This window comes from Xenorhabdus innexi (assembly GCF_002632485.1).
Classification (GTDB): Bacteria; Pseudomonadota; Gammaproteobacteria; order Enterobacterales; family Enterobacteriaceae; genus Xenorhabdus; species Xenorhabdus innexi.
In genome coordinates this window covers 1-23970 of the sequence record NZ_NIBU01000055.1, presented here as the reverse complement: position 1 = coordinate 23970, position 23970 = coordinate 1, and the positions used below count along the sequence as shown (strand labels likewise).

Here is a 23970-nt window from a genome sequence, read left to right as displayed (position 1 = left end):
CGTGGTTTTGATTTATTGTTTGGCGACGATTATCAGATCATAAATGAAGCCTTTTTTCTATCTAAAAATAAACGGTTATTGCTTAAGATCCTGTCTATGAATGCGTATAGTGACTAAATCGACTATGCCACTACATGCTCCGGTAGCTGTCGGCGGACGCATCCCAAGCTCATCGGTTGCTTTCTACAGCGTGTTCAAAATCCGTCATTCCAAACCCTCATATGTGTTCGCTAGATGTAGATTTTTCCAGTCACTCAATATTGATATTTAATTGATTGTTTCTATTGAACTAAAATTCAAGCTTCAGACGTTACACGAAGTGTATTCAGCCCCAAAAGCACGATAACCACCATAGCTAATCCTGAGACAATGGTTACACTGAACCCTGTCTGAGCACCATAGACGTCGATGACCATACCTGCAAGTACGCTACCAAGTGCTACACCGATGCTGATACCCATCGTCATCCACGTAAGCCCTTCAGTGATTTTGGAAGGTGGAACAATGAACGTACCGAGATTCATGACGACGACCATCGTTGGGGCAAATGACATACCCGCTATAAAAAGCATTCCAGAAAGCGTGTAGACATCTGGTGATAAAACGGGCAACACAGATGTGACAGCCGTTACCAGTACCCCAACGAAAAACTGTTTTTCAATCGGTAAGGAAATCTTTAACGCCCCAAACTTAGACCCGCGACCATGGAGCCGAACGCGTAGGCTGCCAGAATGAAGCTGACAGACGCTGGCCAGCCGATAGTGGGTGGAGTTCTAATCTGGAAATTATCCGTCAGTCAAGTAGCCAAATTCTGTACTTTTGCTGGCAAGGTGACATGAAAAGAGCAACGAAGCATTTCCCGAATAGTACATTTTGAAGCCATCCCCTGCCGGATTCAGATTTTCCTAATGCTTTCTTCGGCAAAAATCCATTCCGAAAAGGCGGGGATGAAAATTATTTGTCCAACGGCACAATACAAACAGATGAACCAAATTTTCCGTGATCACACGCCATCCGAGCTTCACTATAGCGGCTCATAAAACCCAGAAGGCTATCGCCGGAGTTAAAGGTGATAATGCCAGAAAGAGGCTGACCTTTTGTAGACATATGTATCATAAAGCGATCCAATAGTGTTCGCTTTATATACCCTACTTGAACTGAGGAGCCGATATAGTCTTCTGACCTCAGCCATGCAACACCGTCAGCTAGCGATTTCACAGATGGAGAGTTTGCGGCGGCAAACGCCATAAGGATCCAGCCATTAGAGTTCTGCTCTGTCAGTGAAAATGGGTACGCCACCATATTATAGTGCGAGCTATGTAGCATCCTGCGCAAAACTGGGTCTGTCAAAACAGTTTTTATACGAGCCTGAAGCTCAGGTGGAAAATGAAGAGTAGCTATATTATGACCGCTCAGGTCATCATCAATAAACTCATATACCCCCTGAATCCATAGATCTGATTCCGCAGTGGCACAGGTATTAAGGTTGTGATATATACGCCACTGATCGTCATCTGTTCGGATTGCGTATCCAGCATGTGAAAATGTCAGTCCGTATTCACTCATGGATTGGCCTTCTCGTGCCAACATAACCACATTATCATCTGTCTGGGACAACCAATTATGTAACTTACTTGCCTCACTTGTCCGTTGTGCTGCTTCCTGCGGTGTTGGAAGAGGTCTTTCTTTACACTCAGTTGGACTACTACAGCCTGTGGTAGCAGATGCTACTAGCAATAACATCAGAAAAACTGGTTTCAACAATGTCATTCCGGTACTTTTTCCTGATGTGAAAGTTTTTGTTCATCTTGAGTAACCATGTGAGAAATAACCTTACCATCTTTCTTCAGATAGGCTCCCGTGCCTTCTTCTGTCGGTTCTAAAGTCAGGGAATCACCGGGCTTTACCGGATTTTTTTCTAGTTTTTCTGCAGCGACCAACAAAACAGCTTTTTCGTTCTTATCTGTTTTCCCTGTAATGACGGCTGTTTTATCTTTTTTGCTGTACTCTACCGAATCAATTACTATCGTCGCTGGAATAAGTACCGGCAATAGAATGATACCGCTGATTAAAACAGAACTGAGTAGACTTGGAGCACTATAAACTAATGCTGCAGATAAATTAGGATGTTTTGACGCGAATTCTCCTGCGTGAATAGGCGTTGTGACTAATAGTGCGGAACACATTAATACTGGAATAATACGTAATTTCATAAACCTTCCTTTGGTGTTTATTCGAGGCCCTCAGATAGGGCGAAATCGTTTATACATGCATATACTGGCAAAAACTCAAATACGAGGAATAACTTCTGTAGGGTTCCAACCGTTAATCATAACCTCTTTATCTTCAGATAAAGAGGTGAATTATCCCCCTTTTAATTAGGACATCTTAACTTTACCAGCAAACAGCCATATCTACTTAGCCTTGATAAAGCCAATGATAAACCTGTTTCAATACCGCATTGACCATCAACGGTTCTTTGATGGACAACAGAATCGCCATTGCGATCCCGACCAATATCCCGCCTAAAAAACACATTATTCTATATTTAGAGTCTCCTTTTTGCTTGTATTGGCTTTCATGCCATTTGCTTCGACCTCGGAACTCTTTGGGATTGTAGTAATAATCTTTTTTAGCTGAATTTGTCATAGAGTGTCCAAAATCCCCGCTCTGTATACGAGGGTAATCTATTGGATGTTATGGTAAATAGGATGCAAGGGCTGATTCGTTTGAGTTACAAAACTTCAATCACCTCAAATTATTCTGAACTTAGCACGATTTTATCAGGTGCGTTACCTGTATTGTTATGTTAATTCGGAAATTTAAGGTGGTTTTTGTATTAAATGCCCTTTTGGGGTTACTTTTTCCTTATATAATTTCAATGCCATCTTTGATTAATCTTTTTTGATTTCCATAACGCGACAATGACCAGAAGAATACAAAAAACTGGAACAGATAGTGTAAGAACATTAAATATGAATTTCCCTATATATATTCCCGATGGCTTGTAGGATAAAAACAAAGCGACTGGAGATACTAAAAAACCTGCTATGAATCCGATGATAACCAGACGATAAAGCTTCTTTTTATTGTTAAATTGAATAAAAGAAGTCTGTTTTTTCTGGTGTTGCCAGTATTTCATACTGATATAAATAATTCCTAATAATGAACTAACGTGCTGTAAAATTTTATATATTCCTATCCCTTCGCCATTAGTCATAGTCTGAAAAACTTTGTACTGTAACAGGGGGATTTTATCGACAAAAAAACCTGTTTCATGTGTAAATGAATCCCATCCAATATGGGTGGCAGCCCCTATAAACAATGAAATAACAAAAATAACTTTGTTTTTATAGCCCTGTTTTTCATAAGGGATAAAAGAGATAGGGAAAAGATCAGATAAAGGTTTTGATAATAAATGCACGATCAAAAATATCAATAAACATAAAGGAAAGGCAGTGTAAAACCATCCAAGTAAGTGATGAGATGTTGTTGCAATATCATATAGCATGACTGAGTAAAAAAAGTCAGGTGATAAACTTCCTGTGACTAACGCAGGGAAATTCAATAAGTTCTTTTCTGAAAGCCTCTTCAAAGGCAAAACGGCAGCGGGATGTGAGAATGTCCACGGCATGATTAAAGCTCCGGCAAAATGCACTGACTATTGAGGTAGCAACTTAATTATTTTTTTACTTACTCGCGTGACTGTTCGGTCAGAAACACCAACAAGACGTCGAGATAACCGATCTACCTGTTCGACCAGAATAAGGTCGCCTGATTCTGCATCATTTAACAATCGCATCAATTCAGGACGGTGAAGCGATTCCCCTGACGCATTTTCAATATACCAGCCAGCTACACGATGACCATACGTTAATACGAAAGATTTCAAACGTTCTTTTGCCCGTAGAACATCTCGATCATGCGTTGAAGCACGAAGATATCCAAATATGTACATAAAACAGTCTCAATAGATAGAAAGACGCTGGGTTATTCCAAATCGCCGGAAATGCATGATCATAATAAAGCCATCGGTACTTTCATTGAAAGTGAATATTATATTTAATATATATCAATAAATTGAATGTACGACCATTTCATTATATGAAGAGTCAATATGATGGAGGCGATGATAATGGTTTCTCCCCTGAATAAATCGCGGCAGAGAAGAAAAACGAACCCTGCACAAAATATTATCCATGATAACGTTTTCAGGATAACATAAAATTAAGCTCGGCTTTTTCGATGGTTATCCATATACTCCCACCGAAAAAATCCGACTTTTTTATATACATGGACAACGTAGAGAGAGGGAATAGTGATAGTTTTTAACGCAAAAAATTATTTGCTGGGGCGAAAAAGTAAATTAGTGACTTTGTTTATTATTTTTTTCTCTGTATTGTATTTGTATAAAAAGGAAACGAGTATAGTCGAAAAGATATTTGATTATACAGACAAGTATTGTCGTGTTAATGAGGAATGTGTTGTTAACATGACAAACGTCACGCAGTTTGAATGGGATTACATGTATGTAGTAGACAATAGACAAAGTCATAAAAGTGTTGAAAGTTTTATCAACTTAAAAATTGATATGAATTTGGATTTTTTCCAACATATTTTTTTCACTAAAGATAACAAATTTGTCCATCAAGAAGGGTACTTTTATTATTCTGATTCCACTGATAGAAGAGGACTGATGTTAAATTTTGATCACTATAAAAAAGGCATGAGGCCGATTACGCATTATGTCATATCAAAAGAGAATCCCAATATTTTGATAAAAAAAGAAATAGTGCCAAATCATAAAGATTATTATTGGTTTTCATATGCCAATGAAAAGCAAGTGGTGAGAGTCGATTGGATAAATACATCATCAGCAGAAGATTAAATGCTCCACCTATTCACAATGACGATAGCGGCTCTAGACCCTGTTTACGATTACACAAAATCGGAAACAGGGTCTTAAATATCAATTTATGCTGCCACAGTTCTAGGATTTATATGGCTCAAAGCTGTATAGCCTTTGTTCTGAACCATCACCGGATTAATAGCAGAACAATTTCATATTTTATCACTTCACCTATATGAATATTAAAATGGCGATTAAACAGAATAGGAAAAAGGTCTAAAAACCAAGCAATTTCGTTATTATCCGAGAATCTTTTATTTTTTAGGATCGACATCCAATTTTTTTCTTCAAATTCTTCAAGTATTCTTCTTTCTATTTCTTCTTTAATCTGTTCCCATATGTTATTTTCAGAGTGTGATAAAAATAAACATATTACTGTTGCTAAAAAAGCTCTAATATGTGTAAGTTCCTCAGTAAAAATTTAAAAAATACCAATAGTTGTAAGAAGAACGTTAAATTAAAAATGATACTTTTCTTCTCTGGATTTTATTTTTTATTCATTTCATTCTTCCGAATTATTTTAAATACCAATGTGATTTTCATTTAATTTTGCACAGTGAACTTACCGAGGGAATGGGGACAAATCCCCTAGTTCGGTAAGTTTTAAACTAAATCGTCACTACGTGTCTCTGAATTGGCTGTTCTTAAACAATCCGAAGGTTATTCCTACTTCGCAATTGCCTTAACTTGCAATCGATATGTAATCAATGATGCAAGTTCAGCCAGCGGTTTATCACTTAACAATAATTCCAGCGGAATATCCAAACGTAATTGTTTGTTGATTTTTTGTACCAACATTAAACCATTCAATGAATCAATACCGTTGTTAGTCAAAGGTAAATCAGGATGGAATACTTCTGTTGACGTTCCAACAATCTCACCACAAAAGGTTTGTAGCAAGCTAACGACATCGTCCAGATCACTCACTACAAGCGCCGCTTCTATGGGTAAAGTCTGAACCACATTTTCTTGCTGAATATCACGCAATAGCGGTAGGTGACGCATCTGGCTGGACAGTAAATTTGACCAATTCGTCAAGAACGGCACCAGTTGCGGCTCAATCCGAGCAAACAAGCGATCTAAAACAGCTAATCCTTCCTCTGACCCAAATGGCTGTAAGCCACTATTTTCCAGTATTGGCAGCGTTCGACTATCCCGCAAAGCGATCCCCGCTTCCCATGGCCCCCAATTAAGGCTTAATGCAGGTAAACCTTGCTGACGCCGTAAACAGGCCAGACTATCCAACATAGCGTTAGCCGCTGCGTAAGACGCCATACCCGGTAAAGCCAATAATGCCCCCAACGAGGAAAACATAACAAAATGCTCTAAAGGTGCATCAGCCAACGCTTGATGCAATGTCCAGGCAGCTAATGCTTTAGCGGCAAATACTCTGTCAAACGCCTCGGGGCTGAGTTCACGATATCCCTGATCTTCAACATGCGCAGCGCAATGGATCACCCCACGCAGCGGCTGGCTGGCTTGTTGTCGATACTCAGCCAAACAAATGTGGGTCTTTTCCACATCACCGAGATCAACTGGAAGATAATTAGCCTCGATCCCTTGTTGATGCAACATTTTCAATAACTCTTGATCAGCCGTATCAAGGGCACGACGACGCCCGATTAATAACAAATGTCGAGCACCATGCTGTACCATCCAGGGGATCAATTGACGCCCCATATCACCAAAAGCACCAGTCAGCAGATAGCAGCCATCTGGACGAAAATGCCCTGGTGGTAGCGCGGGTATTTCAGGTAATGGCACAAGGCGTAGCACATAACGCTGATCATGGCGCAGAGCTAATTGATCCTCGCCATCATTTATCAAAAGCGCGTCCCACCATTTGGCTGGAGCCGTGGTACTGTCAATATCCAGTAATCCACCCCATAATGCAGTTGCTTCCTGTTGACCAATAACGCGCATCATTCCCCATAATGCGGCGGCAAATGGATCGGGCTGCTCCTGCTCAGTGATTTTATGAGCACATTGAGTCACTACCCACAAACGTGGTTTTATCGACCGTTCGGCCAGCGCCGCACACAAATGGATCAACGAATGATAAGCCATCCGGGGAGTCTGCAACGGCCAGAGGATCAGGAGCCTTTCGGTTTCAACAGGAAGAGTATCAACTAATTCTTGAATTTTCTGATAACTGTCAGGCAGACCAGAATACAACGAGGCACACCCACCACGGCGTTGCAACTCATCAACTAACGCTTCTGCCAGAGCGTTCTCACCCCCAAGGATAGCCCATTGCGTCACAGACTCTGTTGATGGCTGAGCGGGCAGTTTACGCCACTGTGGTTGGCCGACAACCAGATTGTGCAGTTTGGCCGACAAGCTGTTTTTTCTATTACCAACAAGCTGAACGCAAAACCCGCTGATCTGACAAAGCAACATACCGCTATCAGTATAAACGTCAATATCACCAAACCATTGTTGTTGTGTCTGCTTAGTATTTCGGGCATGGGCATGAACCCGACCTGACAATTTACCATTGATACGCAAATGCTGAATACTGACCGGGATACGGAACTCGTTGGCAGGAATTGGCGCGTGAATATCAGCAGACTGAATCGCCAACAATGATTGGAAGATGCCATCCAAAGCCGCTGGGTGAAAATTCATTCCCTCCGGTGCAGGTGGTAATTCAATCTCACAGATTGTTTCTTCTTTACCAACAAACGCATGGCGCAGAGTACAAAAAACACCACTATAACTGAAATGCAGATGTCGAAATGCCTGATACAACATCTCTTGGTTCCACATGCAAGGATAGCGATCATTTGCCGTTAATGGAGGAATAGCACAAGCAGTAGCACCCGGCACAACGATGTTCACCTGTGCACTGGCTGCAAGTTGGTAATGTACACTCTCATCCAGATTACGGGTAATGTGTACTTGCACTTCCATTCGCTGGCGATCTAGCTGTGTTTTTAACCTGAATTCTATGCCTGGCTCTAGCAGTAAAGCCGATTGCAACACAATATTATCAAGCGCTAATCCAACGTCAGGAAAACAGATACGAGCCGCCGCCAACATGATTTCAATATAGCCCGCAGCCGGAAACATTGCATTTCCCATGACAACATGATCGAGTAACCAAGGCACTTGTTCTACAGCCAACTCAGCTTGCCAACTCTCGCTGCCCGGCTGAGCTTCTCCCAATAATACACCGCTCGATATACGTAACCGGCGACGACGGCTAATCTCTGGCTCACACCAATAAGATTGCTGATGCCAGGAGTAAGTGGGTAGATCAATTGGGCAAGCGGTAGGCATCAGAGTCCGCCAGTCCGGTTCAACCCCAGCTTCAAACAGCTGTCCTAACAGTTGTGGCCAGTTCTGCCCTGAGCGACAAACAAACACCTGTCCTCGATAAGGCTGGCTCCAATTCTTTAATCCTGCACTCAGTAAGGATTTAGGTGAAATTTCCAGAAAATGGTGGAAACCCGCTTTGAGCATGTTTTCTACCGCATCGTCAAAACGGAATGGCGAGACAACATTGTCAGCCCAATGTTCGGGACTCAACTTCCCATTAATCAACTCTCCGGTGACTGATGAAAACACGGGCAACAAAGGTTCTGCGGCGGGAACGGTTGCCGCATCCGTAGTCAACCCAGTCCTGATTGACTCTATATGATGGGAATGAGAAGCAATTCTATAATTGAGCCGACTACTGGCGATCCGCTGCTGTTTTAAACGCTCAGCAACTGCGGTTAATTCACTTATCGGCCCGGACAATAAGCAACGGTCGATACTATTACGCCCAGCTATCACCACGGCAGGCTCGGCATTGGGAGCTGACAAATGAGGTAATATCTGCTCAACTGTCGCTGCTGCGATTAATAATCCACCGCCTTTATTCAGTACACGTTGCAGATAATGATAACGTTGATGTAAAAGTGTCAGCGCCTGCGTCAGATCATAAATTCCCGCCAGATAACAAGCCGCCATTTCACCGGAACTATGACCAAGTAATGCTGCTGGTTTGAAGCCCCACTTCTGCAACTGCGCAGCCATTGATATCTGCACGGCAAACTGCATTGGCGGTTCTGTCAATTCATCGGCAGAGATTAATGCCGCATATAAGGAAGGTGCAGAAAATCCCGTCCAAATTGCCTCACAACGCTCGAATTGTTCCGTAAACTCGGGAAATTGCTGAAACCAAGCTATAGCATCTTTCCAATCTTCACTGCCAATACCAGCAAATACCCAAGCCAGACGATCAACTTTTTTATGATTCTGCTTCGACGACACATTCAGATTAGTCAACTGCTGCTGTAACTGTTCTCGGTTACTGAATGCTACCCCCTTACGTAACGGAAAGCGGTGACGAGTCGTCGCCAGGCTATAGCATAAATCATCAAGGGCAATCTCCGGCTGCTGTTGCAGCAAATCAGCAATGCACTGCGCTTGTTGCTTCAGAGAAAACTCAGATTGCGCAGACAATGGCAGCATGAAAGCTTGCCCTTGCGTTGCCCGAAGTTGTACGGAAGATTCAGTATGATTACTCAGCACGACATGAACATTCGTTCCGCCAAAACCAAAGGAATTCACCCCAGCTATCACTTTTCCTTCAGGCAATGGCGTTAACTGCCGTGGAACTTGCAATCCCAATTCAGTAAAACGAATGTAGCGGTTAGGTGGATCAGCATGTAAATTGCCCGGCACTTGCCCTCGCTGTATACACAGTACCGCTTTAATTAATCCAGCAATACCTGCCGCAGCTTCCGTATGACCAATCACGGATTTACACGCACCAATCAGTAATGGGCGAACTGCCGGATCTGGACGACACACCAGCCCCAGTGCTTCTGCTTCTATCGGATCGCCTACTGCGGTCCCAGTACCATGAGCTTCAATATAATCAATCTCTGCTGGAGAAACCCCCGCCTGAGCACAAGCCATCCGAATTACTCGTTGTTGTGCCTCACTACTTGGCTGGGTAATCGTGGGAGTATGGCCATCTTGATTTGCTGCCGAACCGTGGATTACCGCCAGAACGGGATCGCCATCCTGTAAAGCTGCGTTTAACGGTTTCAGCAAAACAGCGCCTACCCCTTCACTACGCACATAACCATCAGCATTAGCCGAAAAGCTATGACAGCGGTTGGTGAATGATAAAAAACCGGTACGACTTTCCACTACTGAAAAATCAGGCATCAGCATTAACTGGCTGCCACCCGCTAACGCCAGTTGTGATTCTCCGCGCCGTAAACTTTCACAAGCCAAATGTACCGCCAATAAGGACGATGAACAGGCACTATCAATAGTCAGAGACGGACCTCTAAAATCAAACATATGAGATATCCGATTCGACAACATGGTTCCCATCGCACCAGTTGAGGTATAACCGGTAGCCTGACGCAAATCAGTAAATTGCAAGTGCATATAATCATGAGTGAAAGCACCGATATAGACGCCAACCGCCTGACCCGACAACGATTTTGGCGCTATTCTCGCCCGTTCCAGCGTTTCCCATGTCACCTGCAACATCAGACGATGCTGTGGATCGAGAAAAGGCGCTTCTGTATTACTGATATCAAACACGGCCGCATCAAAACCAGCAACATCAGCAATAAATCCGCCTTCTCGCGCTATCATTCTGCCTGGAAAATTGCGATCCCGGGAACTATAAGCCTGAGTTGACCAACGTTCAGGGGGAACTGGGGTAATCGCGTCACTTGAACCACATAACAGTTGCCAGAATTCCTCTGGGGAGCTAACACCCCCCGGAAAACGGCAACCCATGCCGATAACAGCAATCGGCATATTTTCGCTTCTCATCATATTGATATCCATAGTGGTATTCTTTACTCCGATTAGTCGTTTGCCAGATCATTGTTCTTACTTATCAACACCAAGTCGTTGGGCTGGGAATACATTTCGGTGGATGAGGCGGTAATCCCGGTGTCATCAATGATTGATAACTAATACCCGTATTGAGTAATTGATAGCGCAAACCACTTGGGCAAGTGGTGTCACCATTCATTGCCTGAGTAATATCAACCGTCACCCCAAAAGCGACATTAACCGGTTGTAATGTATTGTCAGCCGCAATGCGGATGATACGTAATGGCGACCCACCACAAACTTGCAGATGGTTATTACCGACCTCACTCACCCGAATAACAACAAAGTTACAATATCCCCGGTAACTCAGATCGGTGTTCTGCGGCTCGTTGGAGATAACCCAATATTGCTCATTTTGTTTTTCGCTGATTTTAGCAGTAGGCAGCAGGCTATAGCCGTTATCAGTAAATACCTGACGCAATCCCGTTGATATCACGTCGCTATCTAATGAACTCATCAGCTCAAGCGCCGCACTGAACAAGGGAACGCCGGTAAACTTCTTACCTGCGCCCTCAAGCGGCAAAGCTACCGCGCCATTAGTCAGATTTGCTCCGGTCAATTTAGCTTCAGTGAAAATAGTGCCCTGAATTGAAGCAAAGGCCAGAGATGCCGGTTTAAGACCTTCGGTTGGTTCCAACATTGCTTTACTGAAGTTAGTATTCACCAGATTGGCGTAGGATAAATTCGCCCCATATAACCGCGCCTGAGTGAAATTCATGGTCGCTAAATTAGCATTCGACAAATTGACTTGTTCCAGATTGGCATTATCGGCTCTGGCATCACTGCCGTACCAATGCGCGCCGGACATATCAACCGCATAGAGATTAGCGCCCGTCAGGATAGCATTAGGCATAAATGTGTTGGCAAGAATTGCCGCATTACCACCATTATCTTGAGCAACGTTTAATTGCCCGTTCTGACGATGGATAAACAGCGGTCTACCCTCATGTTCAACCAACCAGTTTTGGCCCGGCTGACGAACCAATACCTCTGCCTGTCCGTTGATCAACATCTTTCCCTGATACAGCATTTGACGTAATTGTTCGGGCAGTTGCTGATTATCCAGCGATTGAGCACCGGCTTCATCCAAATGTGTCACTGTGGATAAAGCGCCAAATTGAGCGCCGGTTAAATTAACATTCTTCAGACTCGCATTGGACAAATTCGCCCCTACTAAGGAGACATTCCCCAAGACAGTGGCTCCAGCCAGATTGGCACCGACCAAAACCGCGCCATTGAGTGACGTATTATCCAGATTTACTTTCTGCATCGATGCCATCAGGAATATGACTTGATCCAACTTCTGACCGCTCAGATTAACTCCATCCATCTGCGCCTGAGTAAAATCAGTTTTGGCGGTAATCGTGGCATCAACCAGATCCATCTCCGTTAGTTCCGTCGCCCATAAGGTGCTGTCGCTAAGATTAAGCTGACTATAACCGGTAGTTAACGATAACCGTGCGTTGGTCAGATTAGCGCCACTGAAATTAACATGATTGATATTCGCCCCGGTAAAATCCGTCCCTACTAACGTGGCTTGATTAAAATTAGAAGTCTGCAAAGTGGTATTTTTTAAATTTACCAGCGTCATGATCGCCCCGGTAAAGTTGCAGGAAGCCAGACTGGCACCGTTTAGATCAACATTGACCAGATTCGCCTGCGATAAATCAGCATTCTCCATTATCACCGAAGGTAACAACGCACCAGAGAAATCCGCACCCGGCGCTTTTAGACGATTCAATACTGGCTGACCACCACTGCTTTTACAGCCACGAAAAATGGCATTTGGTAACTCAGCATCAGGCATATTGGTATCGCTACCCACGATACACTTTTCAAAAAGCGCATTTTTACCATGAACATGGGTTAGATCAGTCTTACTTAAATCACAGCCACTCAAATTGCAATCATCAACTTTGACATTAGTTAAATCAGCGTCAAGCAATGTGGAACCATGCAGATCGGCATTGGACAAATCAACAGCCATCATCACTATCTCATTCAAATTCTCTTCGACGAGATAGGCAAAACGCAGATCGGCTCCCATTGCTCCCCATTCTTTGAGAAATTCCAGACTTTTTGTCACTATGGTACGAGTAAATTGGGCTGACAGAGGCGGGCTGCTAGTGACTGCCTGCCAAATCAGCCCAGATTGTTGCGCCACCAAATAGCTGTCACCACTATTACTGATACGGCGCAGGCGAAACCCAGATCCTCCTACCTCTTCCAACCTGATCTCAGCAACCGTACCATCGCGCGGTTGATTAGCTTGAGGAGTATTACCGCTCGCAGCCAAATATCGACCATTGCCCGCCTGTAACCAAAAGCCAGTAACGCCATAAGCATTAATCATTTGATTTATTGCCCCTGATTGTTTGGCTGACAGGCTAAGCGTACCATCTGCCTGAACAGTAATCAGTTGGCCAGAAGCCGCTGCAAATTGCCATTTACCAGCAAAAGATCTGGATTCGCTCATGTCATTATCCTCGCAGCAAGTGATTTACAGAAACCTTCCCAGCTCTCCCAGCCTGACCACCGCTGGCGCTAATCCCTCCAATACCATATTTTCCATCGGATGCATGAGAACCGTCACTATTTATCCCGCCACGCCCGGCAATCCCCCCGGCACCACCGGGCTGACCGAGGCCTCCATTCCCGCCATTAGAAGTGGCAGATATCGGTTTTGGTAAGCTGGTCTGGTTATATCTGACCCAAACATTACCGCCATCGCCGCCATTCCCTCCATTGCTGCCATTGCCGCCATTGCCACCGTTACCGCCGATCCCCCCCAGCTCGCCTGACGATGACGAATTACCACGGCCCCCATTACCGCCATCCCCCCCATTGCCACCGTAACCAGCTATGCCACCATCACCGCCATCACCGCCATTATTGCTAATGCGTACGACACTCTGTACGTCAAAACGGGTACAACGCAGGGCAAACCACCAGCTAGAACCGGAATGACCATTCTGACCACTCTGACCAGGTTGACCATCGCCACCAGGGCTACCGGCAGTGGGTGGTTTACGACGAGAAGCATTCTGGCCATCAGCACCTCGCTGACCATCAGCGCCATTGGCTCCATCGGCACCATTCACACCCTTAGTACCCGATATTTTAATATCTGCGACCATAACTCCTCCTTGCGGTTATTGTTTTTTGCCGTTGATATAAATTGCACCGATAGCACCGGCTTTTCCGGCAACTCCTGTGGTCCCCGATGAACCACTACTACCCGGTGCACCTCCGGTACTACCTGTACCGCCACCACCGCCAGCACCACCAGAGCCACCATTGCCGCCTTTACCACCAGTACCGCCAACCGCCCTGGCCTGGAACGTCGCACTTCCGCCTTCCTGGTAAGTAAAATAGATGTTACCGCCGTCACCCGCATTGCCACCATTACCACTGTTACCACCGTTGCCGCCATTACCTCCTTTACCCCCCTTGCCAGCTCTACATTCGCTGGTAGAAGCACCGCCATTTCCTCCTTTTCCACCACCACCGCCATTACCACCGTAACCGCCATTACCACCATTACCGCCTTGTGTCAGCATATTCACAAAGCCGCTAAGCGTGCCTGTTTTAAAATTAACATCACCTGCATCCCCACCTTTTTCGCCATCACTTCCTCTGGCGCCATCAGTACCATTGCCACCAGCAGTACCGTCCGTAGCCTGCCTTGCACAGGAGTTTTTATTATCTTGACCAGCATTGCCATTACTGCCGTCTCTTCCAAGAGAACCATTGTTTCCACTCCCACCATCGCCTCCATTACTGCCAACATTTTCGATGTTCGGGCCATTATTATCACCCGGAGCTTGATGTGGTTTTGGGGAGGTTATGACGACTTCATTCGCTTCAACCGAACCATTGGTCAAATAAATAATCTTACCGCCGGGTTCAATCGTTATCTTATTAAACGTCAAATTAACAGGTTCGCCGTGGCTATATTTATCACCAACAATCAATGGATTGCTGGAAGTGACAACAATAGATTCACCACTGTATAACGCGACTTTCATCGGAAAGCGTTTAGCGTTCAGAATATCTTCATAATCTTTGACTAAAGGAGAATATCCATAGATATAAGCACGGAAAGCTTTACATATATCAACATGATTCCCGGTGACATTCGCCAACCGTTCAGCTGAATAGGGTTCAGGTAATGGGTGATGAGGTTCCATTCCACCCGGGCCATACTCACTGTCAGGCACCCCGCCAAGCTCCTTCAACTCCTGTATAGTCTGTACAGTAAAAAACGCGGGTGGCACCGTAGCCATTTTCGGATCGTGAGAAAATATTACCGGCCCGTCAAAGTCCGAAGTTTTCAATTGTTCTGGCTGCCGTTTTGTATCGGTCAAATGATAATGCTCACGCAACATAGCCAAAGTTTCATCAACAGATCTCATTTTATTCATGGGTGTTCTCCTGAGTTTGGGTATAAGTTTGCACATTTAAGATCACATTAGCGTCACATATCAGTTGTCCACCCTGTTCAAGCACCAGCGTGTCTACCGCTACCACAATCGGCTGTGAATTTGAGCTACTAATTTTCAAAATCTCACCATTAGCAATCACCAATTTTCCAATCGCAAAAACATCAACGGTTGCCGGAAATGCTATCGGCGCTTCAACCGGGGGAATACCAGAAAGGATCAACAGCTCCGCTGCTGACGACACGTTTGAATGATGAGATGGGGCCAGTGATTGTGGATCATCAGGCCGTAAAAAGTTTTGCGGCGAAGATGGAGTAACGACTGTCTTCGTTACATCGCTCTCTGAGAGACCTAATAATTGCAAGACCGCTTTAAATCCTGAACTATAATTTTTTAATAGCATATTTTCTCCGAGAAACTGTAGACAGAAATAATCTGCAAATTATCGTTATCTACTGTGCATATGACCGGGTAACGGGTATTAACATCGGTAATGATGAAATAACCATTGTTGTTAATAGTTTCGATAGTTGCCTGAGGACTAAGAGGATGTTTGTTCTCAGCAAAAACGGCACGGATTTTGTCCATATCGTGTTGCTGGAATATCGGTAATTGATCGATACCTAAATCAAATATCGGTGTGGTGGGTTTCCACTGGCTGATCTGTGGTTGAGTACGTTGATTTTCTCCCAGAAACTTGCCGTAATTCATTGCCACCAGAGTACGGAATTTATCTATCGCCAAATGCGCCGCCACAATATGCTGGCGTTTAGTCGGATCAGGTTCCAGTGTTGAATCAGGGACAGTGACCAGGAACTTACCGTCAGGCTCATAGATATCAAGGATATAATCCGTTGGATCACGTCCTTCATTACGGTGTGACAAGACATAAATATATCCTTTAGACTCGACCGCCACATCCAAATAAGTTATTCCCTCGGGCTTATTCAGCGGCATGTAGGACAGATAATCAGCGACTATAATTTCAGCCGGATTCGTTACATCAAGGGTTAACAACCAAGAGCGGGCGCCAGCAAGATCATTAATTTGCCATTTGACACCTTGACCGATAGCGATAACCTGCACATTACTCAAATCGTTATATACGGATACCGTTGATCCCTGAGCAGTTAGCCTGTAAGTTGCAGGTTTCTGCGGATCATTTACCAACCAGCTCTGTCCTTGCTGTATCACATCAACCGTTGTGCTACCAACTGGGTCAATATCACCGTCTGCGGTCTGGTTATAACTCAGATAGATCCCGTCCTCAGCAAAGGCAGCAATAATCTGCTCATCCAGCACTCCGGCATCCAGTGAATGAATAAAGCTCGGATAACTGTTACTAAACAAAAATGTCAGCCCTTGTTCACGAAATGCTTGTTGTAATGCAGGAGAGAACATCTGGGCATCCAGTGTTGCCTGATACTCAGCAGTAGGTAGTTTAAACAGTTCTGCCCCTGGAAAACTTGGGAATGGGTTCCCTTTAGTATCGAACGCCTGAATACGGGTATTGATTGTTTCCAATAATAAGATGCGGCCATCTGGCGTGACAGTCAGGGCAATTGGCCCATGCATGAGTCCTTGTCGAATCCCCTCGCCAGAGACAATCTGGGCCGCAGGTGCTTGAGCATCCGGGTAACCCTGATCACCCAACGGCAGGATCTGCATCTTGCTGTATTGCCAACTGACTGCAATAACATAACCGCTCGGATGAACCACCATTGCATCCAGATGAGGAATCATAAATGATCCCCAAGACAACGGATTATCCGTCAAACTAAAATCATGTTTACCGTCGCGCAGGTCGACCCGACGCAAGTGATATTCGCCGAATCGTGAGTCAATAACAAAGTTATAAGGTGTGATGGTCTTATCGTCCGGCCCTTCGCCAAAACTGTTATAGCTGATAAGGGGTTGTACTTTGAAACCCACCTCGGATAATTTCAAACGCTCATTCAGCGTGTCGTTGCTCAAAGTGGAAATGTTTTGCAACACATACATCTGACCGCTATTTGGAAGGCTTGATGGATCTTCCAGTGGGATATTCTGACCGGAAGCCTGGTAGCAATAACCCACCTGATAATCTGAATTCAGTATTGTCATATTGACCAGCTTGCAGATGTTATTACCTACATTGCTGCAATTGGTTGAAGACTGGGTTTCCAACGGCACACCGCCTTCAATCCATTGATACTCTTTTTTATCGCTATCGTAAGACAACTGTTCCCAATATTCGTATTGCGTCACCTGAGTCAGAGGCACCAGCATCTCTTTTATATTGCCACTGACGTGCATAATGCCTTCATTAGGATCGTCTGGTTGCGCATTCAGCAGCTCACTGACGTAGCTCCCCGCTAACCAACCAGTAGAGGAATAAACATTAGCCTTAATTTTCAGGGTTCCACCCCAACCAACCGAATTGAAATTAAAAATTAGCGGCGTATTGGAACCGGTTGTAGGTAATGGAATAGTCTGGGTGTAGTAGGTGCCGTTGGTATATTCGACCGTCACTTGGCACTGCACTCCCACCGGTGGCCAGATTGCGGTTTCTGGGCGCCCCGCTTCACCATGAGCTGGGTCGGGATGCAGGGTAAAAGCCAACGTCATCTGGCGCTTGATATCCACTTCCAAAGTGGCTGGCGTAGAGAGCAATTCCCCAGTAGTCACTGCAATCTGAGCGAAATCCAGCGCCATTGAGGCAATCCTGAACGCCCAACCAACCACAGGAACCGCCTGAGCCGCTGCACTGGCTGCTATCTGGGCTGTCACATAAGTGGCTAACGCTTCCAGTCCTTTTTTAGCCAAAATACCAATGGCCATACTGGCTAAACTGGTGAGCACTTTTTTAGTATTGAATAACGCTGCACCGACAGCGGCACCACCGCCAATCAATGGGAAAGCAATACCTGCTAATATGGCAACGTTATCTTTATTAGAAATAAAATCTTTATACCACTGAGTATTGGTCACTGCGGCACCGGCCAACATCATCATGGACGGAATACCGTACTGGAACATACCGGTTAGAATCACACCCGGCCAAACAATCGGGTCATCCCAACGGGAAGTTCCCAAACCGCCAAACAAGAATTTAGCTGCCTGAGCTTCAGCCGGCCAAGGCAAACCAAAATTAGTGGGATCAGTGGGCATCGGAATTCCCATGATCGTATTGACATTAGGCAACACCCCAAGGGCTTTTTTTGATTGTGTTTCGAATAATTCTGCTAACTCTTTAGGGAAATAAAACGGCCAATTACCATCAACTGTTGGATTATCGATCGGCTGTTTCATTTCAGTGTCTTTAAAGAATTGGATATAAACACCAAGCTGACGTAAATATTTATTTTTAAAATCAACGGAAAAATGGCTTTGACTGGGATCGTAACGGATGCTGTCAGGATACACATCCATACCATGATTAGGCGTGCGATTAGTGGCTGTCCAAATTTGGCTGGTATTTCGCCGAGAATTCAATGCTGAAGCTTGATCTTTGAATTCGGTAACGTCGAGAGACGCACTTTGGCTGACACTCCAGTTATGATTTTGCAAGCGGGTATCATTATGTGAAGTTTTCAGTGCATTAGAGGCCGGCGATCCTGAATAACTTTCTGTTTCATCCGATAGATTATATTGCATCACCGGATCATCTTTGGCGAAAATCACCTGTCCGTCTTGACCCACCCAGTCAAATTCGTAATACATCGCGTTGCCATCAGGGTCAACCAATTGGCCATAAGTAGCAAAACCGCTTGTCTCTGTCGCAGGCCCCTGACTCGATATTGATATAGTCAATTCATAAATCCGGTTATATTGCTGTGGGTCTATTTCCTGCGGTGGGGCAATATGTGCACACATCACAATTGATGCTGCATAAGCCTGACTGTTAGACAATTCCGGGTGGGAAAACACAATAGAACAGGCAACCTCCCATGGAGTTTTCACTTCATTAGCCGCAACCAACAAATCGCTACAATGAATAGGATTTCGCGCTAAATGTTGGCTATTAACACCGAGAGCGCTAAGTTTACCCGGCAAAGCCGCTGCTATATTATTTACGGCCAGTTTTTCTATGTTACGTTTGGCATAACGACGTAAATGAGCATTAGGGATATGGTAAGAAAGATGGTAAAGAACCGGTAACGAAGAACGGTAAGGCCCTGATTTATCACCAACCACTTTAATTAGCGTAACGTGATGAGGTAAAAAATAGTGTTCAGGTACCTCCGCGAAATGGCTAATATTGTGTGAACCGTAACGCAGAACCATATCTATTGCAGGATTTTCTCCGGCTGCTCTGGCTAAACTTGACTCATCATGTTCTTGCAATGGTATATTATATTCACCAACCCAAAGGGTTAATTGACTGGATTGGGCACGTAAATGGCCTTGAGCTAGGTCAAAATGTAGAACATGCGTTTTCATTTTTATTTCACCTCTCTAAATGACTATTTTCGTTATCACAATAAGTACTCAATAACCGTATAAATAATTCGTCTAAAAGCCCCGAAAAAATAATCCCCGAGAGAATGAACACATCCTCCTATAAACTTATTTTTTAAATGAGAAACACCTAAAACTAAGTAGAAAAATATTTATCCACTTTACAAAATTTAATTGAATGTGACATTTAAGCTATACAATTAATAATATTTCGGAGAAGTAAACTTTCAGATGGCGACTCGTCGTACTTTCATGAACACGCAAAGTCTGGGCAATCATCTGGGCACTCCAACCTTCCGATGCCAAAAGTACGGCCTTGATGCGGGCACGCACACATCCATCACGAGTAATATCGTGCATCAATTCGAGGGCTTCTTTTGGGGCATTTGTCAGGGTAATTTTCATGGACACAATCTTGATCTGATAGGAATGAAAAATCAAGCATCTTCAATTACGATTGGTATCAATATTTTTCATTCACCGAATGATTGTTTTTTGATATTTATAACTTGGTCTATTCTGTTATAGTCAAATGAAATATAAATCCCACAATTAATAAAACCAATGAAGACATTAAAATAAATAATAATCCCAAATTATATCCAGCATTTAATCTAAAACTTATTGCTTCAGGAAAAATATATTTTGAGAACCAAAAAAACTCCAGAAAGAATATCTTCGGATATGCTTCATGTGTTATTTTTTAATGAGGAATCTCGTGATAAAAAATAGGTCATGTATTAAATAATTAGAATAACGAAGATTGGAGTTATCAAAACCTTTACCAAACTCTTTAGTTAAAGAAATGGAGCGGTTTTTGAATACTTTCTTACCATATTCAGCGTGCGGCTGGCCTTGCTGCTCATCTTCGACAATCAAACGGCGGATTTCCCAATAAGTTAGCACTCATCATTAATTATTCTCATCACGTAACTTTTGAAACATGCCCTGAAGTATAGGGGGAATCTTAAATCCTGAGACAACCCTCCCTGAATATTCATTTGCAGTTAGTTATCTTGAAACCATAAAAATTGCCTTAGAGCGCGATTTTTTTAACGACGAGCCGCTACAGCGACTAAATCAATTTCTTCATTATCCAATTGTCGTATCAGCGCCTCTAGCTCGGAGGCGGGAATAAGTTCCCCTGATGAAGATAACCTGATTGAACCTGCTGAAATTGTCGGTAGCTCCGTCAGTTCTTTGGCCCATACAGCTAAACTGCGCTCTGAACCCCGAAAAGCCGGTTGGTCAGCATGAACATCTGATGCATGTAACAAGGTTGTACCTGCTTGGGCAATCGGATCAAGTAGGAGTTCTAAGTCTTGCGGGCGCGTCGCAATGGCTGCATTGCTGGCACCGTATTTCCATTGTGAGAATAGAAAAGAAATTGGAAACGTGCGGCTGGTCGCCCTACGTATGGCGGCGATGATCTGAGCGGCGAATTGTGCTCTATTGCGTATGGCTCCGCCCCACATATCTTCACGACGATTAGTGTGTGCCCATAGAAATTGATCTATCAGATACCCATGTGCGGCATGAACCTCCACACCATCAAACCCTACTGATTGAGCAAAGTGGGCAGCCTCCGCAAAAGACGCAATAATTGTGTCAATGTCGTCAAGCGTCATGGCTTTGCCGTATGCTCCCTTTATTGCTGAAAACCCCGATGGGCTCCAGGCTAATGAGGGATTGATCCGTCCTTCATCATCAGCGCCTTGATGAAACAATTGGGCAAAAATCACTCCGTTAGTATCATGTACTGCCTTAACCATTTCCGAAATGCCTAATTTAGAACCCGATTCCAAGCGAGGTAAATTCAGTTTTTCTCCAGCAGAGGGATGATTGATATAGATTGCCTCTGTAATAACCAGACCAACTCCATCGTTGATTGTATGCTGGTTTTCTATCTCTTTTTCTGGTAGATCACAGAATAAGCGTTCCTGCCCCATCCGTGCCATAACAAGGCGATTTCGTAATGCTAACGACCCAAAATCAAATGACTTAAATAACGGCCCCATTGTTTCTGTTAAATGGTCGCTTTTTGTTGAATAACCAGTTATCGAGTTACTTCCTGAAGATATACAACGGCTCGCATTATTTGCATCTTTCATTCTGTTGTTTACTCCTTGCAGATTGAGAGTTGACTATCAGTATCAGATGATTCGCCAAAGTAAATCGAATTGTATTAATCCGGCTTTAATTTAGCTTCTGGCTCGCATTTCATTTGCAATTAGTGTGAATCGAAAAATCAGATAAATGTGAGCTCTATCGTTTTTGATTACGAATCGTAAAAGTTAAGAACAATTTTAAGAAAATAAAGCTAAAGTTAAACTAAAACACAATTAAAGTATATTTTTCAGTAGTTCGGCTTTCATGCTGGCTTCAAAGGGAATTATTTCTACTTTAGCAATATTAAGTTTTTGAAAAGGGTCTTGGCTAATTCGCTCTTTTAGATCTTCAATACTGTCACACTTTGCAATAATTATTCCCCCATCCCGAGGAATTTTCCGGCCTGATGCGAGAAAAACTCCATCTGAATACCCGCTTTTCAACCATTCTATATGAGCTGGAATTTGAGCATCAACATCTTCAATTGGTTTTATATAAGTCAGAATAATCACATAAATAACACTCATTTTTATATCCATCCATCATATAGTAGAGAACCGATTTTTAAACGTATTACCTAGGAAAAAAAGTTATAGGGGTACTCCTTCGCGACCAAAGTATAACCTTTTATCAAGGTAGAATTAATACGTCAATTAACTTTGAGATAAATCACAAAATGGAAAAAGTATTATCTACCTGATAATTAATTATTAATTGTAAAGTATAAAAAGCGCAGGATGCGAGACTGATGAGATCCAAGTGAAATCATCAATCATTTGATACAAATCGGGAAAATTCATTACTGTCGGTTATTTGTCAATAAGATCGAAATCACCCTGATTATATCTCAGGCCATGAATATTTTCCGGCATGAAAATAGTCTCAATGGCTTTAATATCATCTGTCGAGATCAGTAGATTGGCAGCTCCGACGTTATCCTTCAAATGTTCAATTTTCCTTGCGCCCGGGATCGGAACAATATCGTTCCTTTTGCTCATCAACCAAGCGAGGGCAAGCTGCGCCAAAGAACATTGATATTTTTCGGCCATATGTCGCAATTTACTGAGTAATTTCTGATTTTTATACATAGCTTCCTGTTGAAAACGGGGGAGAGCACGACGAAAATCATCGCTGGCAAAACCTGACTGGTCTGTGACTTTTCCAGTCAGGAAACCGCGGCCCAATGGACTATAAGGAACGAATCCCACGCCAAGTTCACGGCAGGCGGGAAGTATGTTTTTTTCCGCTTCACGAGACCAAAGGGAGTATTCACTTTGTACGGCGGTAATATGATGTACTTTACTGGCCCGGCGCAGGGTGTCTGCTGAAACCTCCGACAAGCCAAGATGCCGTACTTTACCCTCTTTGACCAAAGAGGACATGATACCCACAACGTCTTCAATAGGCACAGAGGGATCTATCCGATGCTGATAAAGCAACTAAACTGAAACACACATCCAGATGCTATGGAGCGCTTCAGAGAAATAGGGGTTGAATCTGAAAATACGCCAATTGTGATTGAAGGCAATATTGCTACCGCCGGAGGCTGTTTATCAGCAATGATGTATGACGTTATATCGTTCAGATTAACTTCGAAGCCCTTCAAGCAACAGGCCACAATACGGCCGGATGCTGAGGACGAAGAATGAAACGACTACGAGATAATAGCTATGACTGATGAGCATAACGCACAGATTTTGATGACTGGCTCGGTGAACACCCTGCCCAGTGATATACAAGGCATTGATCGCTCTATTGCCGTGTACAAGGCCCAACTTGAGCAAGGTGAGATCCAAAAAGCATACTATTATGTGTTGCGGTATGTCATGTATCTGAAAGCTCAACTCTCAAACGATCTATCCCACAGGTTTTCCTTCGGAAATGTCTCACCCGGATACATGGATTTCACCTATTTTCCATTCTTTGATACTTTTCTTCGGGACCGAAAATTACGCTTAGGTGTTGTATTAAACCATCAGGATTTACGCTTCGAGTTATGGTTAATGGGACAAAATGCGGCTGTCCAGAAACACTACTGGAACTTGCTGAAAAATAGCCAGTGGAATGCAAACCGCCAGAAAATGCCAAAATACAGTGTGTTAGAGACGATACTTATATACCCATCGTAATTGAAGCTGCTTGATTTTTCCTTCCTATCAGATCAAGATTGTGTCCATGAAAATTACCCTGACAAATGCCCAAAAAGAAGCCCTC

The 23970-nt window shown here is 43.7% G+C and carries 18 protein-coding genes and 3 pseudogenes; 4 read left to right on the top strand and 17 right to left on the bottom strand.

The window, feature by feature from the left end:
- Positions 1–296 precede the first annotated feature (296 nt).
- The 6 genes from Xinn_RS16375 to Xinn_RS16355 all read right to left on the bottom strand — a co-directional run bounded on the left by Xinn_RS16375 (position 297) and on the right by Xinn_RS16355 (position 3958).
- Positions 297–614: a hypothetical protein gene (locus Xinn_RS16375; RefSeq protein ID WP_211286020.1), complete on the bottom strand. Its 318-nt coding sequence runs from the start codon at positions 612–614 to the stop codon at positions 297–299.
- Between the two features lie 340 nt (positions 615–954).
- Complete coding sequence (locus tag Xinn_RS16370) at positions 955–1770, bottom strand: DUF2145 domain-containing protein (RefSeq protein WP_086952949.1); 816 nt, start codon at positions 1768–1770, stop codon at positions 955–957.
- Complete coding sequence (locus Xinn_RS16365; RefSeq protein WP_086952948.1) at positions 1767–2213, bottom strand: STM0539 family protein; 447 nt, start codon at positions 2211–2213, stop codon at positions 1767–1769. Before Xinn_RS16365 ends, Xinn_RS16370 begins: the two co-directional genes overlap by 4 nt.
- A 205-nt stretch (positions 2214–2418) precedes the next feature.
- Complete coding sequence (locus Xinn_RS21820; protein WP_143706492.1) at positions 2419–2649, bottom strand: hypothetical protein; 231 nt, start codon at positions 2647–2649, stop codon at positions 2419–2421.
- A gap of 229 nt (positions 2650–2878) precedes the next feature.
- Positions 2879–3634 carry a DUF4184 family protein gene (locus tag Xinn_RS16360; RefSeq protein ID WP_086952947.1) on the bottom strand — a complete coding sequence of 252 codons (756 nt, stop codon included), beginning with the start codon at positions 3632–3634 and terminating at the stop codon, positions 2879–2881.
- Positions 3635–3661: 27 nt separating this feature from the next.
- Positions 3662–3958: a recombinase family protein gene (locus Xinn_RS16355; protein WP_086952946.1), complete on the bottom strand. Its 297-nt coding sequence runs from the start codon at positions 3956–3958 to the stop codon at positions 3662–3664.
- A gap of 12 nt (positions 3959–3970) precedes the next feature.
- Here Xinn_RS16355 and Xinn_RS16350 point away from each other — a divergent pair.
- Positions 3971–4066 (top strand): annotated as a pseudogene (locus Xinn_RS16350) (IS1 family transposase); the annotation flags it as partial.
- Positions 4067–4318: 252 nt separating this feature from the next.
- On the top strand, positions 4319–4888 hold the full coding sequence (locus Xinn_RS16345; RefSeq protein ID WP_086952945.1) for a hypothetical protein: 570 nt from the start codon (positions 4319–4321) through the stop codon (positions 4886–4888).
- 687 nt (positions 4889–5575) lie between these two features.
- Here the strand turns inward: Xinn_RS16345 and Xinn_RS16340 are convergent.
- From Xinn_RS16340 to Xinn_RS16290, 11 genes and pseudogenes are all read right to left on the bottom strand, one after another.
- On the bottom strand, positions 5576–10702 hold the full coding sequence (locus Xinn_RS16340) for a type I polyketide synthase (RefSeq protein ID WP_169923596.1): 5127 nt from the start codon (positions 10700–10702) through the stop codon (positions 5576–5578).
- A gap of 64 nt (positions 10703–10766) precedes the next feature.
- The gene (locus Xinn_RS16335; RefSeq protein ID WP_086952943.1) at positions 10767–13241 is read right to left on the bottom strand and encodes a pentapeptide repeat-containing protein; all 2475 of its coding nucleotides are present in this window, start codon (positions 13239–13241) and stop codon (positions 10767–10769) included.
- 4 nt (positions 13242–13245) lie between these two features.
- Positions 13246–13902 (bottom strand): collagen-like protein, encoded by a 657-nt coding sequence (locus Xinn_RS16330; RefSeq protein ID WP_086952942.1) that lies wholly within the window; start codon positions 13900–13902, stop codon positions 13246–13248.
- Positions 13903–13917: 15 nt separating this feature from the next.
- On the bottom strand, positions 13918–15189 hold the full coding sequence (locus Xinn_RS16325; RefSeq protein WP_086952941.1) for a hypothetical protein: 1272 nt from the start codon (positions 15187–15189) through the stop codon (positions 13918–13920).
- A complete protein-coding gene (locus tag Xinn_RS16320) occupies positions 15182–15610 on the bottom strand; it encodes a hypothetical protein (protein ID WP_086952940.1) in 429 nt (142 codons plus the stop codon). The genes Xinn_RS16325 and Xinn_RS16320 overlap by 8 nt, the downstream gene beginning before the upstream one ends.
- Positions 15601–19629: a hypothetical protein gene (locus tag Xinn_RS16315; protein WP_086952939.1), complete on the bottom strand. Its 4029-nt coding sequence runs from the start codon at positions 19627–19629 to the stop codon at positions 15601–15603. The genes Xinn_RS16320 and Xinn_RS16315 overlap by 10 nt, the downstream gene beginning before the upstream one ends.
- A 237-nt stretch (positions 19630–19866) precedes the next feature.
- Positions 19867–20052 (bottom strand): annotated as a pseudogene (locus Xinn_RS16310) (helix-turn-helix domain-containing protein); the annotation flags it as partial.
- A gap of 291 nt (positions 20053–20343) precedes the next feature.
- Complete coding sequence (locus Xinn_RS16305) at positions 20344–20553, bottom strand: DUF1016 N-terminal domain-containing protein (RefSeq protein ID WP_086952938.1); 210 nt, start codon at positions 20551–20553, stop codon at positions 20344–20346.
- A 146-nt stretch (positions 20554–20699) separates the two neighbouring features.
- A complete protein-coding gene (locus Xinn_RS16300; RefSeq protein WP_086952937.1) occupies positions 20700–21758 on the bottom strand; it encodes an oxidoreductase in 1059 nt (352 codons plus the stop codon).
- Positions 21759–21989: 231 nt separating this feature from the next.
- Complete coding sequence (locus tag Xinn_RS16295) at positions 21990–22283, bottom strand: YciI family protein (RefSeq protein ID WP_086952936.1); 294 nt, start codon at positions 22281–22283, stop codon at positions 21990–21992.
- A gap of 282 nt (positions 22284–22565) precedes the next feature.
- A pseudogene (locus Xinn_RS16290) lies at positions 22566–23195 on the bottom strand (aldo/keto reductase); the annotation flags it as partial.
- Positions 23196–23222: 27 nt separating this feature from the next.
- Here Xinn_RS16290 and Xinn_RS16285 point away from each other — a divergent pair.
- Positions 23223–23405: a hypothetical protein gene (locus tag Xinn_RS16285; RefSeq protein WP_086952935.1), complete on the top strand. Its 183-nt coding sequence runs from the start codon at positions 23223–23225 to the stop codon at positions 23403–23405.
- A 21-nt stretch (positions 23406–23426) separates the two neighbouring features.
- A complete protein-coding gene (locus Xinn_RS16280) occupies positions 23427–23885 on the top strand; it encodes a DUF7000 family protein (RefSeq protein ID WP_099137690.1) in 459 nt (152 codons plus the stop codon).
- Positions 23886–23970 lie beyond the last annotated feature (85 nt).